The sequence below is a fragment of the Klebsiella sp. 141240 genome, assembly GCF_050600805.1.
Lineage (GTDB): Bacteria > Pseudomonadota > Gammaproteobacteria > Enterobacterales > Enterobacteriaceae > Klebsiella > Klebsiella aerogenes.
The window spans coordinates 43362-59427 of sequence record NZ_JAQIRK010000018.1; the positions used below are offsets into that span (position 1 = coordinate 43362).

Below are 16066 nucleotides of genomic sequence, written 5' to 3' on the forward strand. Positions count from 1 at the left end.
ATCAGAAGAAACTCATGCCAATAATGATGGTATCTCCTGCCTGCACGGCGGAGTCGGCGGCGACATGTTCCAGCAGCCTTCCGCCGCGGGCCTGTCGAATTTGAATATCATGACGATCGGCGCGGTCGGTGAAACCGCCGGCCAGGGCGATGGCTTTTTCCGCCGTTAAACCCGGCTCCCAGGCATAACCATCCGGTTTTTTCACTTCGCCGAGCAGATAAACTTTGCGGTATTCGGCGATGCTCACCGTGACCATCGGCGCCTGTAGGTAGTTACCGCGCAGTTTATCGGCGATTTCATTACTCACCTGTTCAGGCGTTTTGCCTTTTAACAGCAGCGATCCGATATAGGGGTAATCAATGCTGCCGCTATTATCGATTTTTACCCGCATCGTCAGATCCTGCTCCCCGGAGACCGCAATATTGACTTCATCGCCCTGGTCCAAAAGGTAGACGGCGTCCGGCGGCGTTTTAATGGTCTGCGGCGGCGTCGAACAGCCCGCCAGCAGTAGCGCCAGCAGCGGAAGCATCACCAGTGTCCTGTTTAAAAAGGTCATAGTTGTACCTGCGTCATAAAAATAATGGCCGAATCGTCGTAGCCCAGGGTGCGGTCAACCGCATGCGAGTAGTCCGGGCCAATATAAAAAGTGTCCGTATCTTTATTTGAGTGCATGGTGTTCCATTGCAGCTTCAGCTTAAAGTTAACCGATGGTCGGAAATCATAGTTAAAGGTCAGCGACAGCAGATTAGACTTATCTTTGCGCTTATTGCTCTGATGCTTATAGTCTTCGGTGATATATGAATAATCGACCAGAGTTGAGAAACGATCCACCAGCCAGTGATGTTCATAGCCGACGCCGAAATTTGACACCAGGATATAGCCGCCGGAGTCGGTGGGGTCCTTGATGCGCTGGGAACTGTGTAGGTTAACTTTCATTTGTTCCAGCGGTTTCCAGTCGGCGTTGATATCCCAGTTCAAGCCGTTAAAACCCTGTGAGTCCGGGTTATGGATAAAGTCTTTGTAGAGCCAGGCGACGTTACCGTTAATCTCCGTTTTACCCGACAGGCGATTCTTCATGCCGAACAGCAGGTAATACTCATTGCTGTCTTTTAACGGGTTCAGCTCGTAGCGGCGCTGGTTGGTGATAAAGCTATAGCGATAGCGCAGCGTTTTAGCTTTCTGGTCGAACAGTTCTGCCACCAGGCTGTTTTCATGCCACTCCTGATCGTGCATGTAATAGTTAAAGTCATCGCTGGCGTCTTTGATGCTGTCGAGGTCGCGAAAACGCAACTGTTTATGCAGTAGCGCGACTTCAACTTTACCGCGACCTTCCGGCGCGCCGTAGCTGTAACGAAGCTCGCTATTAAAGAAGCGGGTGCCGATCGGTTTGTTGATGCCAAACTCTTTAAACTGCTCGGGCAAAAAGCCTTCGGTGGTGTCGCGGCCGCGCTCTTCATGACCCAGCGTCTCATCGAGATCCAATGACAGCCCGTGCATGCTGCCAAATCGCCATTTGCCGTTAAACATAAAAAAATGGTTATTGCGATTATCCGCGCTATCGTTGCCATAGTTGCGGTAATCGCCGGAATACATCAACAGGTAGCGGTCTTCATAACGTTCGCCGATGGCTTTGACGATAGGTTTAATATTCTGGTAGCTGGAACCGATTTTATTTTGGTCGTAGCGCTGCCAGGTCACGTTGTCATCGTAACCGATGTCATAACCCAACTGGCTCTCGAAATCGATGCCGGCAACCCCGGTATGCGGTTTTGCCTGCAGGTCGGCGTGTGCGTAAGGCACAGACAACAAACCGGCCAGAACGGCGAACCTAGAACGCATTTTTGCCAACAAAGCCCCGGAAGAAAGTCAAAAAGACGATTTTGAGATCGAGGAACAGCGACCAGGACTGGATGTAGGCCAGGTCGTACTGAATTCGCTTCTCCATTTTGTCCAGCGTATCGGTCTCGCCGCGGAAGCCGTTAATCTGCGCAAGCCCCGTGATCCCTGGTTTAACCTTATGGCGAATCATGTAGTTCTCCACCAGCACGCGATACTGCTCGTTATGCGCCACCGCGTGCGGGCGCGGACCGACGATCGACATCCGCCCCTGTAGCACGTTGAAAAACTGCGGCAGTTCATCCAGTGAGGTTTTACGCAAAAAAGCGCCGAATTTGGTGATGCGCGGATCGTTGCGGGTCGCCTGAGTGACCACGGCGCTATTTTCCATGACCCGCATGGTCCTGAATTTCCATACTTCTATTTGCTTGCCGTTGAGGCCATAACGATTCTGTTTAAATAAAATCGGCCCCGGCGAGGTGAGCTTGATACCAATCGCCACGAACAGCATCGCCGGCAGGCTAATTAAGGTAAAGAAAGAGCCGAGAATGATATCTTCAATACGCTTGATGATCGCCCCTTCGCCATCAAAAGGCGAAGTGAAGATACTGATAGTCTGCAGATTGCCGAACATGCGCAGCTGGGAAATATGTGAGCTGTAAGAGAACAGGTCCGGTACCAGGAATACATCGACGGTTGTGTCAGAGAATTCATTGAGAAATTGCTTAATACGCTGCTGCGCAACCATGGGGAGCGCGATGTAAATTTCATCAACGCCGCCTGTTTTCGCCAGAGCCAGCAGATCGCGCGAGTTGCCTTTTCTTTCAATACTCATCAGTCGGCTATCGCGCTGGTTGTTGCGATCTTCAAAATAGCTGATGATGATGCCGCGCTGTGAGTACTCTTTTTGTAAAGCCTGCTCGATGGCCAGGCCCGCAGGCGTAATACCAAGAATCGCCACCCGTAACACCGAGTTAAACAGATAATGCGCGGTGATTGCCCGCACCACAAAGACAATTAAAAATATAAATATCGAACACTTAGCCAAACTGACGGCCAGCGGGATAAAATTAACTACAGATTGTGCGTTAATTAACCACTCGGCAACGACAAAAAATAAAAATGAAACAATACTACTTAGGCATACGCTTAATATAAGTGCGGCTGATTTTGTGAAATAGTGGCCTTTAAATTGTCCGGAATACAGTTGGAAATACTCATTAATTCTTATGAATACTAATGAATAGATAATGCCAACGAGCGCGGAAGCGGTAGAGGGTTCAGTGTAAAAATATTTTAAATAGATAAAAATCAAAATGTTGACGGTGAGGAAATCCAGTAGTTTTATCAACTTGCTATAACGGGAGTGATAAATTTTTATATTGTTATCTGCCATTTTTTGCTCGTTTAAAATGAGTTATTTAAACATCGTTATGCTATTTTTTTAAACTAACTGGAAAGCCTGATAATCATTCACATTTGCAATAAATGGTTATCAATCATCATTGTAGACTATGAGTTGGGTAGTGTCGACAAATCTCAGTTTAAAAATAAAACTGTTTTTTAATGTTCTTTATGCGAGTTATTTAAGCGGGAAAGAGGGGGATTAATACCGAAGTATTAATTGTTGTTGAGCGTAAACGTAGAGTGGAATTCAGGGTGAAGGACTAATTGCAGGTGAAACAACCGGAGTCTGGAGAGTGAGAATTCTTAGCCCCCGGCCAACTCAAGATGCTGAGTTGCCGGGGCTCTGAAGAGTATCCGACTTTACTTGTACAGCTCGGCGCTCATCGTCACCTTATTCCCCATATGGGCGCTGGTGATTTTATAATCACTCGCATTCAGTTCTTTCGCTTTTTTGGCAATCACCGCTTCAGCGGAGTCAAGCGTATTACCGGTCGCAGTGACGCTATGCGCGGAAGCGGTAAAGGCAAAAAGTGAAAGTGCGGCTGCGGAAAAAATAGTCGATACGGTTTTCATGTTCATAATCCTGGTAAGTTGTTTCGTTAACGTCGCCCGTTGCAACGTGATGGCGTAAAGGATATGCCCCGCCCGTTGTCTGAAAAAGACGGCAACGGGCAATAGACTTTTCTTCTTTTGTTCATAAAAGGAATGGCCTGGCCATTCCTGGCAACAATCAGGCGCTAAAGTTATTTTTCAATGCCTGCAGGCCGTCGCGATAAATACCGCTGAACAGCGCTTCGGCATCCGCGTCGCTGACGTTAACCGGCGTGAAGCTGCCGGACCACTCGACGCGGGTGATATTACTATCGGCAGTGGCCACTACCGCGATCGTGGAGAGGTAATCCACAACCGGGAACGGCGCCTGGATTATCGAGTAGCTATAGCTGCGCTGGCGGTTATCAAACGCCTCCAGACGTTCAATGACCGTGCCGCCATCGGAAGTGGTCAGCGTACGCACGCGTCCTCCTTCGCTCACTACGCTTTTCGGGATGAACGGCAGCCAGTCGGGCAACGAGTCAAAGCCGCCCATCAGTTGCCAGACCTGGTCGACAGAAGCCGGGATTTCGATAGATACAGTAGTATTAGCCATTTTATTTCTCTCTTTATGTCAGATAATTAGAATTACATTGCCAGGGTGTCGACGACGCCGCCATCGACGCGTAGCGCAGCGCCGGTAGTGGCTGACGAGAGCGGCGAGGCGAGATACACCGCCAGGTTCGCCACTTCGTCGACGTCCGCCGCCCGCTGGATAATCGAGCTTGGGCGCGCGGTCTTCACAAATTCATCAGCCTGTTCACGCGGGCTGCGGCCAGACTGCGCGGCGGCCTCCGCCAGCATCTCCTGCAAACCTTCGGTGAAGGTGGGGCCGGGCAGAATGGCGTTAACGGTGACGCCGGTACCGGCCAGACGTTTCGCCAGCCCGTGGGAGACCGCGAGATTGGCGCTTTTGGTCACGCCGTAGTTGATCATGTCGGCAGGAATCGCGACGCCGGATTCCGAGGAGACGAAAATAATGCGTCCCCAGCCGTTGTCGATCATCCCCCGGGCGTAGTGGCGCGACAGCCGCACGCCGGAAAGCACGTTGACGTTATAAAAGTGCATCCACTCGCTATCCGGTACGCTAAAGAAATCTTTATCGTTAAAGATGCCGAGGTTGTTAACCACCACATCAGCATGCGGCTCGGCGGCGAGCAGCGCGCTGACGCCCTCCTCGGTGCTGAGGTCGGCGACCACCCCGCGCAGCTGCGCATCCGGGAGTTCGGCATTCATCGCCGCCATGGCGGTATCAACACCGCGCCGTTGACGGCCGACGATGACCACGGTCGCGCCCGCCTGAGCAAGGCCTTTAGCGATGCCAAGCCCGATGCCGGAAGTGGAGCCGCTCACCACGGCGACTTTATGGGTTAGATCCAGTTTCATGGTGTCTCTCTTGTTTTAAGAGGGGCCCTGTGGCCCCGCTAAAATTAACGAATCGGCAGCGGCGCGTTATCAGCCACCAGATTCTGGCTGCGCATCTCTTCCCAGAAAGCGGCTGGGATGGTCGCTTTCAACGCGGCCAGATCTTCCGCCATACGGCCCGGACGGCTGGAGCCTGGGATCACGGCGGCCACCGCCGGATGAGCCAGGGCAAACTGCAGCGCCGCGGCTTTCACATCCACCTGATGACGGGCGGCAATGGCCTTGATCTGCGCCACCTGCTGGTGGATCGCCGCAGAGGCTTTCTGGTATTCGAAGTGTTCACCGCCGGCGAGAACGCCCGAGCTGTAAGGGCCGCCGACAACGATATCGACATTCTGTTCCAGCGCTTCCGGCATCAGGCGCTGCAGGGCGCGTTTGTGGTCCAGCAGCGAGTAGCGGCCAGCCAGCAGGAACGCATCCGGCTTCGGTTCGTCGAGCGCTAAGGTCAATTCACAAGGTTCGACGCGGTTCACGCCCAGCCCCCATGCCTTAATTACGCCTTCTTCACGCAGGCGGGTCAGCGCGCGGAAGGCGCCGGTACGGGCGATGTTGAACTGCTCCAGCCAGCTGTCGCCGTAGAAATCCTGCGCCGGATCGTGGATCCATACGATGTCGAGATGGTCGGTTTTCAGCCGTTTTAAACTGTCTTCAATAGAACGCAGGGTGGCGTCGGCCGAGTAATCGTTGAGGATTTTGTTTTTCAGGCCGTATTCGAAAAGACCACCTTTCTCACCGAAATCACGCGTAGCCGGGTCTTCCATTTCATCAAGCATGATGCGGCCGACTTTGCTGCTCAGAACGAACTGGTCGCGAGGGTATTGCGAGAGCGCTTCGCCCATCCGGATTTCAGAAAGACCGGACCCGTACAGCGGCGCGGTATCGAAGTAACGAGCGCCCAGATCCCAGGCGGCGGCGACGGTGGCGTGCGCCTCGTCTTCCGGGATGTTGCGGAACATGTTACCCAGCGGCGCGCCGCCTAAACCAATGTTGCCTGGTAGAATATGTTTGATGCTCATCTAAGATGTCCTCGATATTGGGTTCCCGTTGTGGGAAGGGTTCTGTGCGGGCGATTTGTGCTGTCGCCCTGTGACGGAGATCACAATACCTTGCGGTGTTATGACTTGATAGGACATAATTCGTCTGACTTAAGTCCTTTGAGGTCTCACATGATTGATTTACGCCAGTTGAAGTACTTTGTGGTGGTAGCGGAAGAGGAGCATGTTGGCCGTGCCGCCGAACGCTTACATATTTCGCAGTCGCCGCTCAGCCGCCAGATAGCCCAGCTGGAGGAGCGCCTTGGGCTCATGCTGTTTGAACGTAACCAGCAGCGTATTCGCCTGACGGCGGACGGGCAGACGTTTTTGGCCGAAACGCGCTCGTTGCTGACCCATGCCAACCGTCTCGAATCATTAGGTAAACGACTGGGGCGCGGCGAAGATGGCGGGTTGTGTATCGGTTATATCGAAAACGCCATGCACTCCGGCGTGCTTTCTACCGCGCTGCGCAGCCTACGAACGTCTCGCCCGGACGTGCATATCGCGCTGTATAGCCAGCCGCCAGCCACGCAGATTGAGGGCCTGCGCCAGCGCAGTCTGGACTTCTCGCTGGTGGACATGCCGCCTTCGGCGGGCGAACAGGATCTGGAGTATACCCAGGTGCTTGATGACCGGATGCTGCTGGCTTTGCCGCAGAATCATCCGCTGGCCGCTGCGGAAAACTTGCAGCCGGCGCAGCTGGCCGATCAGCAGTGGATCGCGGTTATCCATAACGACGATGCCCATTCGCGCGATGATTTTGTCGCCGCCTGCGTGCGTGCGGGCTTTAATCCGGATATTCGTCTGGAAGCCGGAGAGCCATTAACGGCCCTGGGGCTGGTGGCTGCGGGACTGGGCGTGGCGCTGATCCAGCACAGCCTGCGGCATAACGCCCCTGAGGGGGTCGTGCTGCGGGAAATTCCGTGGATGAGCTATTCGACCCAGCTGTGGGCGGTATGGCACAAAGCTAACCAGCGCCCGCTGGTGATGCACTTTCGCGAAGTGCTACGCGGCGAGAATAATTAGGAATATTCCTGGAATAGGACGTGGCGGCACGAAAATCCGCCGCGATCCCTGCCTGCGCAGCCAATTCATGTTACCGTCAAATATTGACCCTAAAATTATAAGACCTTCATGAAATTTTTATTATCTATCAGTTTATTAAGCTGCTTCCTTTCTCCGGCTTTCGCCGGCACAGCGGTAAAATTATCCTGCTCTTTACGCAAAAACGTGACCATCTCGCGTTTCCATTACCAGCTATCGACCATGAAGTGGGGCGACCATTTCCAGGTCGCTTCCGGCATGCGTCAGGCGCAGACCAAAAATCATATTCCCTATCGGGTAACCAGCTTTCGTAACGGCGACGATCTGGTCTTTTTTCCGGACAGTCAGGAGTACTTTTTCTTCTACTCGGGAATGGCGACGCCGGACCGCTGCGTGGTGGAGGAACACTACGAGTATCCGGTCACGCAGCTGCCGTATTATAAAAAGCCCGCCGCCTGAATCAGGTCTGCTGCGTCTGCAGTTTGCCGGCCATCGCCTGTTGGATAATCGGGATGGGGGTAAGTAAGTGCTCGCGCATGAGCGCGCTGGCTCGCTCGGCGTCGCGTGCCAGGATGGCTTCCAGCAGCGTCTGGTGCTGGACATGTTTATCTTCCAGCATTTCTACCGACAGCACGGTGGTGCGTAGCCAGATGAAGCGGTAGCGCGCCGCCAGATCGAACAGCCGTTCGCGCATCTGCAGTAAATACTGCGAACCACAGCCAGCGACAATGGCGGTATGAAACGCCTGATGGCGCTGATCCCATTCATCGAGTAAGCGCTCACTGGCTTCGCTGGATTCCAGCTTATTAAGCAGATGCGCGCGGGCCAGCAGCTCGGCTTCCCACTCATCGCCGCCGCGCTCAATGGCGAGGCGCACCAGCATGGCTTCCATATTGGCGCGGGCATCGAAGATATCGAGGAGTTCCGCCTCGGACATCGAGGCGACACGATAGCCTTTTTGGTTGACCACCGTCACCAGCCGCTCGGCCACCAGCTGCGAGAGCGCTTCCCGTAGCGGCCCGACGCCAAGCTCATAGCGCGACGTCAGCAGGCTCATACGCAGTTTTTCATCAGGCTGATAAACGCCGCGGATGATGTCGTTCTTCAACCAGCGGTATCCATCAATGGCCGTCGCTTGAGGAATGGCGGTCATAGTCTTGCTCCTGAACACATTTCCCGGCTTGCGCCGGGAACAGGGTTAACGCGTATTTTGTAGCGGCAGTTTTTGCCACAATAACAGCTTTTTCCAGCGCGACATAATCGGCACCGTGCAGATGATAGCGATCGCCAGCGCGCCGGTGGAAATGACCTCCAGCTGCTGCGCCGGACGGAACAGCATCACCACCAGTACGAAGGTGATAAAGGCGATAACCAGCCAGGTGAGCCACGGATAGAGCCACATCTTAAGGCGAATTTCACCGCCTTTCGCCAGCAGGATTTTGCGCATCCGCAACTGAGATACGGCAATGACCAGATAGACCAGCAGGGCGATGGCGCCGGAGCTATCGATGAGGAATTTAAAGACCTTCGCCGGGGCATAGTAGTTCACCACCACGGTTAAGAAGGCCGCGCCGGTGGAGAGCAGCACCGCCACATACGGCGTTTTACTGCGGTTGGTTTTGCCCATTATAGCTGGCGCATCGCCGCGGCGGCTCAGGGAATAGAGCATTCGCGAAGCGGTATACAGCGCCGAGTTCAGGCAACTGGTCACCGACAGCAGGATCACGCCGTCCATAATCAGCTTGGCGTAGGGGATATGCAGTAACTCCAGTACCGAACGGTATGAACCGACGTTCTTCAGCCCCGGCATGTTCCACGGAATCAACGAGACGACCACGAAAATGGAGCACAGATAGAAGATAGAGATGCGCCAGATAACGGAATTTGTGGCGCGAACGATATGTTTATCCGGGGTATCCGATTCGGCGGCGGCAATGGTGACGATCTCTGCGCCCATAAATGAAAACATGGTAATGAGCATGGCGCTGAGCACCGCGCCGAAGCCGTTAGGCATAAAGCCGCCGTGATCCCACAGGCGCGAAATCCCGCTCACTTCGGCATAGGGATAGAAGCCGGTGATGGCCACCGCGCCCAGCACGATAAAGGCCAGAATGGCGATAACTTTGCAGATAGCCAGCCAGAACTCGAATTCGCCGTAGTTCTTGACGCTCAGCAGATTACTGCCGGTGAGGGCGAGGGTGATGACCAGCGAGAATAGCCATACCGGTACGCCGGGGATCCATGAGTTGAGAATAATGGCGGCGATATTGGCTTCCAGGGGGATAACCAGGACCCAAAACCACCAGTACAGCCAGCCGATGGTATAACCCGCCCAGCGGCCGATCGCTTTGTCGGCGTAGGTCGAAAAGGAGCCCGTATCCGGGGTGGCGACGGCCATTTCGGCCAGCATACGCATAATCATCACCACCAATAGCCCGGCGAACAGGTAGGAGAGCAGCACCGCCGGGCCCGCTTCGGCAATGGCGACGCTGGAACCGACAAACAAACTTGCGCCGATAACGCCGGCAATAGATAACATGGTGACGTGGCGTGATTTCAGCCCGCCCCCTAAATCATGTGATTGCGACAGTTGCCCCATCATTAACCCCTTTTATTGTTTTTTGGCGCCGTTTGCCGGATAGCGGTTGCGCCCAATCCGGCCGACAGGCAACCGGACGGGGCGCGTGAGCGTCGCCATCCGGTGCAGGAGTGTTAGCCTTGTTTAGCTTCGTTAAAACAGTCGGCGATAATCTTCAGTCCCTGCGCGATCTGCGCATCTTCGATAGTCAGCGGCACCAGAATACGCAGCACGTTGTAGTACGGTCCGCAGGAGAGCAGGATCAGGCCTTTATCGCGCGCGCGGGCGACGATATCCGCCGTCAGTTTGGCGTTGGGTTTGCTGTGATCGCCCTCTTCAAAGAGTTCAATGGCGATCATCGCCCCCAGGCCGCGGACGTCGCCGATTTCGCGATGCGTTTCGGCGATATTGAGCAGGCCTTTACGCAGCTTGTCGCCGAGCTGATTGGCTTTTTCCAACAGGTTTTCCTGTTCGAAAACCTTGAGTACCGCCAGCGCGGCGGCGCAGGCAATCGGGTTGCCGGCATAGGTGCCGCCCAATCCGCCCGGCGCGATGGCGTCCATGACTTCCGCCCGTCCGGTGACGCCCGCCAGCGGGAAACCGCCGGCGATGGATTTGGCAAAGGTGGTGATATCCGGCGCCACGCCCATCTGCTCCATCGCGAACAGCGTGCCGGTACGGCCCGCGCCGCTCTGGACTTCATCGGCGATCAGCATGATGCCGTGCTCGTCACACAGCGCGCGCAGGCGCTGCATAAAGGCCGGGGAGGCGGCGTAGAAACCGCCTTCGCCCTGGACGGGTTCAATGACGATAGCGGCGATATCTTCCGGCGCGGCGTCATTTTTGAAGATGCGATGGATGCTGGCGATCGCGTCATCATCGCTGATGCCGTGCAGCGCGCACGGGTAGAGCGCGCGATAAACGTGGCCCGGCATTAACCCCATACCCGCGGAGTAAGGGTTCACTTTACCGGTTAACGACAGGGTGTAATGGGTACGGCCATGATAGGCGCCGGTAAAGGCGATGGTGCCGCTACGCCCGGTCGCCGCGCGGGCGATTTTGACCGCGTTTTCCACCGCTTCCGAACCGGTGGTCACCAGCAGGGTTTTCTTGGCGAAATCGCCGGGCACTTTCTGGTTCATCATTTCGCAAAGCTGCAGGTAGGGCTCGTAGGCCAGCACCTGGAAGCAGGTGTGGGTCAGCTTCTTCAGCTGGCCTTCCACCGCGGCGATCACCTCAGGATGCAGGTGGCCGGTATTTAACACCGCGATACCGCCGGCGAAATCGAGATATTCACGGCCTTCAACGTCCCATACCCGGCAGTTCTCCGCACGGTCGGCAAAGATAGGGTGAATCTGTCCGACGCCGCGCGGCACCGCGTCGCTACGGCGCTGCATTAACGCTTTATTGCTGGTCATGTCCTGCTCTCCTGTTAAAGGCCGATACACATATATTTGATTTCTAAATAATCTTCGATGCCGTACTTCGAACCTTCGCGGCCCAGACCGGAGGCTTTAATGCCGCCGAACGGTGCGACTTCGTTGGAGATAATGCCGGTATTGATGCCAACGATGCCGTACTCCAGCGCTTCGCCGACGCGGAAGACGCGGCTCAGGTCGCGGGCGTAGAAATAGGCGGCGAGGCCGAATTCGGTATCGTTGGCCTGGGCAATCACATCGGCTTCATCTTTAAAGCGGAACAGCGGCGCCAGCGGGCCGAAGGTCTCTTCTTTCGCCACTTTGGCGCTGCTCGGGACGTTGACCAGGATGGTGGGCTGGAAGAAGTTGCCGCCCAGCGCGTGCGGTTTGCCGCCGGTGACGATGCGCGCGCCTTTCGCAAGGGCGTCGGCAATATGTTCTTCGACCTTAGCTACCGCTTTATCATCGATCAGCGGGCCGGTGGTGACGCCGTCCTGCAGGCCGTCGCCGATATGCAGTTTTTCCACCGCCTGCTGCAGTTTTTCAGCGAAACGGTCATAGACGCCGTCCTGCACATACAGTCGGTTGGCGCAGACGCAGGTCTGCCCGGCGTTGCGGAACTTCGACGCCAGCGCCCCTTCGACGGCTTTATCGAGGTCGGCGTCGTCAAAGACGATAAACGGCGCGTTGCCGCCGAGTTCTAACGACACTTTTTTGATGTCTTTCGCACACTGCTCCATCAGCTGGCGGCCAATTTCGGTCGAGCCGGTGAAGGAGAGCTTGCGTACCAGCGGGTTGCTGGTCAGTTCGTTGCCGACGGCCCCGGCGGAACCGGTGACCACGTTAAATACCCCGGCGGGAATACCGGCGCGATTCGCCAGTTCGGCCAGCGCCAGCGCGGAAAACGGCGTCTGGCTCGCCGGTTTCAGGACCATGGTACAGCCGGCGGCCAGCGCCGGGCCCGCTTTACGGGTGATCATCGCCGCCGGGAAGTTCCACGGGGTGATGGCGGCGGTAACGCCGATGGGCTGCTTGATGACAATCAGGCGCTTGTCGGCCTGATGACCGGGAATGGTATCGCCGTAAATGCGCTTACCTTCTTCGGCGAACCACTCAATAAAGGAGGCGGCGTAGCTGATTTCGCCTTTGGCTTCCGCCAGCGGTTTCCCCTGTTCGAGGGTCATCAGGCGGGCGAGATCGTCCTGGTTCTCCATCATCAGATCGAACCAGCGGCGCAGAAGCGTGGCGCGCTCTTTGGCGGTCAGGGCACGCCAGGCTGGCAGGGCGCGGTTGGCGGCTTCAATCGCTTCGCGGGTTTCGTCGGCGCCCATTTTCGGCACGCTACCCAGCTGCTGGCCGTTGGCGGGGTTGGTCACCGCAATCACGTCGCCGTTTTGCGCATCGCGCCACTGGCCATCAATTAGCGCCTGCTGGCGAAACAGAGTTGCATCTTTAAGTTGCATAATCGCTTCCTGTCTTAAGGGGTTAACGAGTAAAAGCGGCGTGTAGTGTCTCCACGCTACGTGCCGCACGCAGCGTGCGTCCGGGATTGCTCTGGCTTGCCAGCAGGGTTTGCACCTTGCTGACGATGTGCGCGCCGATCGGGATAGCCGACGTGGCCGCCGGCGACGGTGCGTTACAGGTGTGGATGGAACGCGCGGTAGTGACAAAGAGGAAATCGTCGATCAGCTTGCCCTGCGGCGATACCGCCTGTGCCCGCACGCCGGCAGGCCACGGGCGCAAATCGCTTAATGTCAGGCTGGGGCAGTATTTCTGCACCAGCCGCAGATAGCCGCTTCTGCACAGCGAATTCTTCATTTCGCCAAGCCCGGAGCGCAGGTTGTTTTGCAGTACCCGGCGAATGCCGGGCGAGGTCAGGATCTCAAGGGTATCGCTCAGTGAGATATCGCGCTTGCGATAGCCTTCGCGCTTCAGCGCCAGCACCGCGTTAGGGCCGACGGTAACGCTACCGTCGATCATACGGGTCAGGTGGACGCCGAGGAACGGCATCGCCGGATCGGGGATCGGATAGATCAGATGATTGACGATATGGTTGTGCTGCGGCGCCAGTTGGAAATATTCGCCGCGGAACGGGCAGATGATAAAGCCGGGATCGACGCCGATCATTTTCACCAGCCGATCGGCCATCAGACCGGAGCAGGTAATCAGCGTCGATGCCTCATATTCGCCGCCCTGGCGGGTGTGGACTACCACGCCGCTGGCGTGCTCTTTCAGGGCGCTGACTTCGGCGTCGTAGACGATCGTTCCACCTTTGGATTCGAAGATCTTCGCCATTGCCGCCGCTACTTCACGATAGCTGACAATGCCGCTCGAAGGAACGAAGATCCCGCCCAGTCCGCTGATGTTCGGCTCGCGTTCGCGCAGCTCGCTCGCGCTCAGCCATTCGCGTTGCAGGCCGTTAGCGGCGGTGCGATCCCACAGCGCGCGCATCCGCTCCATCTCCAGCGGCGAGGTGGCAACCAGCATCTTGCCGCAGACGTCGTAGCGAATCGCATTCTGCTCGCAAAAGGCTTTGGTGGCGCGGTTGCCGGCGAGGCAAAACTGCGCCTTAAGGCTGCCGGGGGTATAGTAAACCCCGGCGTGGATCACTCCGCTGTTGTGGCCAGTCTGATGGCAGGCCGGGCCGGACTCTTTTTCCAGCAGGGCAATGCGGGCGTCCGGGTAAATCTCAATTAACTGCATGGCGGTCGACATGCCGATAATGCCGCCGCCGATAATCACGAAATCATACATCCGCTCAATTCCTTCGCCTAAGAACCCTTATTGATGAGTCTGGTAATGATTCGTGGAATACGCAAAGTAGCCGCGCTGGCGCATCAGTTCGCGACGCAGATCCGGATGCGGGGTAAAGCGGTCGCGACCGTGCAGCCAGAAAAGATTGTTTATCAACAGGAATTTCCCCACCGGCACCGGTACGGAAAGAATGTTTTTACTGGTTTCCAGCGCGTCGGAAAGGCGGCTCAGCCAGGTGCCTTCTTCGAAATCTTTCGGCTGCACAAACTGGTCGATATAGCGCATTACCGGGCGACCCTGCTGGTCGACGTCGAAAACCGGATGGAAGACGTCTTTGCTGACGTTTTTGCTCGGCGGCGCGGCCCAGCGCATTGGACGGCGGGCCAGCGGATCGCGGAAGAATTCGTCGAGATGTTCCCAGTCATCGAGATGCAGCAGCAGTGAATTGCCGCCCTGCATATTCTGTTCATCGATCTTCATCATCAGCACGTAGTCGGTAATTTCTTCGACATAGGTACCGTCATTGTGCAGTTCCATCACGCGGTGCGGCTGGCGCAGGTAGCTATCTGAGTTATCGACGTTTTTCACCACGAAGCGAGCGTAATACTGGCCGCTCATGGCATCAAAGTTGGAACGGCCGATCAAATGCGCCACGGCGGTAGCCAGTTTGACCATTTCATCGGCCTGAGAGACGTTGTCAATGCCGATACCGTTGATCAGCAGAGCGCCCTCCGCGCGATTGAGCAGTGTATTGATCAGCAGCGGCTGCAGCTGGTTGCCGCACAGATCGTCGAGGATCTTGCCGACCTGAAAGCGCAAAAAGGATTTGTATTCCAGCGCCTGCACTGGCCACTGCGCGACTTGTTGCAAAAATTGCGCGGTCGTTTCGGCGGTGAACGTTAGCTCCAGCAGACGCGGCGATTGCGCGGACGGAGCGAAGGAAAAACCGGTGTAGCTGCGGGCCAAATCATCAGCATGAGGTTTTACGGCGGTCAGTGCATTCATCAGAATCATTCCTCGGGTAGAGTCAGAGAGTCGGGGTGATGCTCATTTCGTAGCCATAAATTAAAAATATCTACATTTTTGAAAAATGCGTATGAAATAGCCATATTGTTTAATTTTTGTGATCGCTAGCAACAATAAGTTAACAATATGAAAGGCGAGGACAGACGAGGTGGGAAAAGAAAAATGCCTGAAAATTAATAAGTTGAAGATAGGACGGACAGCCCGGATAGCGGGGGAGTGGATATCCGGGGAAAAGCGGGGTTATTTTTCGACGCTGGCCACTAAGGCTTCAATGGTTTGTTCCCGCCAGAGGAGCCCCTGCAGGGCAAACCACGGCATGTTTTCCAGCCACTGAAGATGAGCTTCGGTTTCAATACCTTCGACGATCACCTGATACTGATTCGCCTGAAAATAGTGCAGGAGTGAGTCCATCAACTGCTGGCCGTTTTTCTTTTCCAGCAGGCTCCATAACAGGTTCTTGTCGGTCTTGATAAAACGAAAGGGTTGCGCCGTCAGGGCGGCGAACCCGGCGTAACCGGCGCCGAAATCATCCAGCCAGAAGGAGTACTTGTCCGTCAGGGCGTCGATGGTCGGGGTGCGTTTCACCAGCGTGTTGGAAAATTCATTAACCTCAAAATGCAGGCAGCCGATGGTTTTCACGCACTCGGCGATAAAATCATCATGCAGCATATGCAGCGTCGACTCGTCGACGTTGAGGGTAACCATGACTTCGTTGTGGCGGAACCACTGCTGATGCTGCCTGACCAGCTCAATCTGTTCGAGCAGGATGCGGGCGCGCAGTGATTCCGATGCCTCACTGAAAAACCGTTCTATTTCTTGCGGACTAGCAGGCTCGTGATGAGCAAACCGGGTCAAACATTCAACCGCAATCATTTTGCCTTCGCGGTTGAACATCGGCTGAAATACATAGCGTAACCCGGTCGGTTCGGTGTTGGTCAGCGGCATTTTGCTTC

At 55.6% G+C, this 16066-nt stretch carries 16 protein-coding genes; 2 read left to right on the forward strand and 14 right to left on the reverse strand.

Annotation, left to right across the window (positions count from 1 at the left end):
• Position 1 precedes the first annotated feature (1 nt).
• From PGQ95_RS22295 to PGQ95_RS22325, 7 genes are all read right to left on the reverse strand, one after another.
• Positions 2 to 556, reverse strand: a complete 555-nt coding sequence (locus PGQ95_RS22295; protein ID WP_430919380.1) for a polysaccharide biosynthesis/export family protein — start codon at positions 554 to 556, stop codon at positions 2 to 4.
• A complete protein-coding gene (locus PGQ95_RS22300; protein WP_213317720.1) occupies positions 553 to 1839 on the reverse strand; it encodes an outer membrane beta-barrel protein in 1287 nt (428 codons plus the stop codon). The genes PGQ95_RS22295 and PGQ95_RS22300 overlap by 4 nt, the downstream gene beginning before the upstream one ends.
• Complete coding sequence (locus PGQ95_RS22305; RefSeq protein WP_087859120.1) at positions 1829 to 3232, reverse strand: undecaprenyl-phosphate glucose phosphotransferase; 1404 nt, start codon at positions 3230 to 3232, stop codon at positions 1829 to 1831. The genes PGQ95_RS22300 and PGQ95_RS22305 overlap by 11 nt, the downstream gene beginning before the upstream one ends.
• Before the next feature lie 371 nt (positions 3233 to 3603).
• Positions 3604 to 3816, reverse strand: coding sequence for a DUF1471 domain-containing protein (locus PGQ95_RS22310; RefSeq protein WP_087859121.1), 213 nt, complete (start codon positions 3814 to 3816; stop codon positions 3604 to 3606).
• Positions 3817 to 3973: 157 nt separating this feature from the next.
• Positions 3974 to 4390 (reverse strand): SRPBCC family protein, encoded by a 417-nt coding sequence (locus tag PGQ95_RS22315; protein ID WP_045391102.1) that lies wholly within the window; start codon positions 4388 to 4390, stop codon positions 3974 to 3976.
• A 32-nt stretch (positions 4391 to 4422) separates the two neighbouring features.
• The gene (locus PGQ95_RS22320; protein ID WP_430919383.1) at positions 4423 to 5220 is read right to left on the reverse strand and encodes an SDR family NAD(P)-dependent oxidoreductase; all 798 of its coding nucleotides are present in this window, start codon (positions 5218 to 5220) and stop codon (positions 4423 to 4425) included.
• A 44-nt stretch (positions 5221 to 5264) separates the two neighbouring features.
• Positions 5265 to 6275, reverse strand: coding sequence for an aldo/keto reductase (locus PGQ95_RS22325; RefSeq protein WP_430919385.1), 1011 nt, complete (start codon positions 6273 to 6275; stop codon positions 5265 to 5267).
• Between the two features lie 150 nt (positions 6276 to 6425).
• Here PGQ95_RS22325 and PGQ95_RS22330 point away from each other — a divergent pair, with 150 nt between their 5' ends.
• Both PGQ95_RS22330 and PGQ95_RS22335 read left to right on the forward strand, forming a co-directional pair.
• Positions 6426 to 7319 carry a LysR substrate-binding domain-containing protein gene (locus PGQ95_RS22330; protein WP_430919387.1) on the forward strand — a complete coding sequence of 298 codons (894 nt, stop codon included), beginning with the start codon at positions 6426 to 6428 and terminating at the stop codon, positions 7317 to 7319.
• Positions 7320 to 7427: 108 nt separating this feature from the next.
• Positions 7428 to 7796, forward strand: coding sequence for a hypothetical protein (locus tag PGQ95_RS22335; protein ID WP_228302482.1), 369 nt, complete (start codon positions 7428 to 7430; stop codon positions 7794 to 7796).
• A 1-nt stretch (position 7797) separates the two neighbouring features.
• Here PGQ95_RS22335 and csiR read toward each other — a convergent pair whose 3' ends face one another.
• The 7 genes from csiR to PGQ95_RS22370 all read right to left on the reverse strand — a co-directional run bounded on the left by csiR (position 7798) and on the right by PGQ95_RS22370 (position 16058).
• Positions 7798 to 8490, reverse strand: a complete 693-nt coding sequence (gene csiR / locus PGQ95_RS22340) for a DNA-binding transcriptional regulator CsiR (protein WP_087859126.1) — start codon at positions 8488 to 8490, stop codon at positions 7798 to 7800.
• Between the two features lie 45 nt (positions 8491 to 8535).
• Positions 8536 to 9936 (reverse strand): GABA permease, encoded by a 1401-nt coding sequence (gene gabP / locus PGQ95_RS22345; RefSeq protein ID WP_015704496.1) that lies wholly within the window; start codon positions 9934 to 9936, stop codon positions 8536 to 8538.
• Between the two features lie 113 nt (positions 9937 to 10049).
• Positions 10050 to 11333: a 4-aminobutyrate--2-oxoglutarate transaminase gene (gene gabT / locus PGQ95_RS22350; protein WP_015368062.1), complete on the reverse strand. Its 1284-nt coding sequence runs from the start codon at positions 11331 to 11333 to the stop codon at positions 10050 to 10052.
• A gap of 14 nt (positions 11334 to 11347) precedes the next feature.
• A complete protein-coding gene (gene gabD, locus PGQ95_RS22355; RefSeq protein WP_113374944.1) occupies positions 11348 to 12796 on the reverse strand; it encodes an NADP-dependent succinate-semialdehyde dehydrogenase in 1449 nt (482 codons plus the stop codon).
• Positions 12797 to 12818: 22 nt separating this feature from the next.
• Positions 12819 to 14087 (reverse strand): L-2-hydroxyglutarate oxidase, encoded by a 1269-nt coding sequence (gene lhgO, locus PGQ95_RS22360; protein ID WP_113374945.1) that lies wholly within the window; start codon positions 14085 to 14087, stop codon positions 12819 to 12821.
• A 27-nt stretch (positions 14088 to 14114) separates the two neighbouring features.
• Positions 14115 to 15092, reverse strand: coding sequence for a glutarate dioxygenase GlaH (gene glaH, locus PGQ95_RS22365; protein WP_213794293.1), 978 nt, complete (start codon positions 15090 to 15092; stop codon positions 14115 to 14117).
• Positions 15093 to 15353: 261 nt separating this feature from the next.
• Positions 15354 to 16058, reverse strand: coding sequence for an EAL domain-containing protein (locus PGQ95_RS22370; protein WP_045391073.1), 705 nt, complete (start codon positions 16056 to 16058; stop codon positions 15354 to 15356).
• Positions 16059 to 16066: the final 8 nt, after the last annotated feature.

Bases quoted from the DNA above. Each gene is read 5' to 3' on its own strand.
- PGQ95_RS22295 (WP_430919380.1), bottom strand. From the start codon at position 556: ATGACCTTTTTAAACAGGACACTGGTGATGCTTCCGCTGCTGGCGCTA.
- PGQ95_RS22300 (WP_213317720.1), bottom strand. From the start codon at position 1,839: ATGCGTTCTAGGTTCGCCGTTCTGGCCGGTTTGTTGTCTGTGCCTTAC.
- PGQ95_RS22305 (WP_087859120.1), bottom strand. From the start codon at position 3,232: ATGGCAGATAACAATATAAAAATTTATCACTCCCGTTATAGCAAGTTG.
- PGQ95_RS22310 (WP_087859121.1), bottom strand. From the start codon at position 3,816: ATGAAAACCGTATCGACTATTTTTTCCGCAGCCGCACTTTCACTTTTT.
- PGQ95_RS22315 (WP_045391102.1), bottom strand. From the start codon at position 4,390: ATGGCTAATACTACTGTATCTATCGAAATCCCGGCTTCTGTCGACCAG.
- PGQ95_RS22320 (WP_430919383.1), bottom strand. From the start codon at position 5,220: ATGAAACTGGATCTAACCCATAAAGTCGCCGTGGTGAGCGGCTCCACT.
- PGQ95_RS22325 (WP_430919385.1), bottom strand. From the start codon at position 6,275: ATGAGCATCAAACATATTCTACCAGGCAACATTGGTTTAGGCGGCGCG.
- PGQ95_RS22330 (WP_430919387.1), top strand. From the start codon at position 6,426: ATGATTGATTTACGCCAGTTGAAGTACTTTGTGGTGGTAGCGGAAGAG.
- PGQ95_RS22335 (WP_228302482.1), top strand. From the start codon at position 7,428: ATGAAATTTTTATTATCTATCAGTTTATTAAGCTGCTTCCTTTCTCCG.
- csiR (WP_087859126.1), bottom strand. From the start codon at position 8,490: ATGACCGCCATTCCTCAAGCGACGGCCATTGATGGATACCGCTGGTTG.
- gabP (WP_015704496.1), bottom strand. From the start codon at position 9,936: ATGGGGCAACTGTCGCAATCACATGATTTAGGGGGCGGGCTGAAATCA.
- gabT (WP_015368062.1), bottom strand. From the start codon at position 11,333: ATGACCAGCAATAAAGCGTTAATGCAGCGCCGTAGCGACGCGGTGCCG.
- gabD (WP_113374944.1), bottom strand. From the start codon at position 12,796: ATGCAACTTAAAGATGCAACTCTGTTTCGCCAGCAGGCGCTAATTGAT.
- lhgO (WP_113374945.1), bottom strand. From the start codon at position 14,087: ATGTATGATTTCGTGATTATCGGCGGCGGCATTATCGGCATGTCGACC.
- glaH (WP_213794293.1), bottom strand. From the start codon at position 15,092: ATGAATGCACTGACCGCCGTAAAACCTCATGCTGATGATTTGGCCCGC.
- PGQ95_RS22370 (WP_045391073.1), bottom strand. From the start codon at position 16,058: ATGCCGCTGACCAACACCGAACCGACCGGGTTACGCTATGTATTTCAG.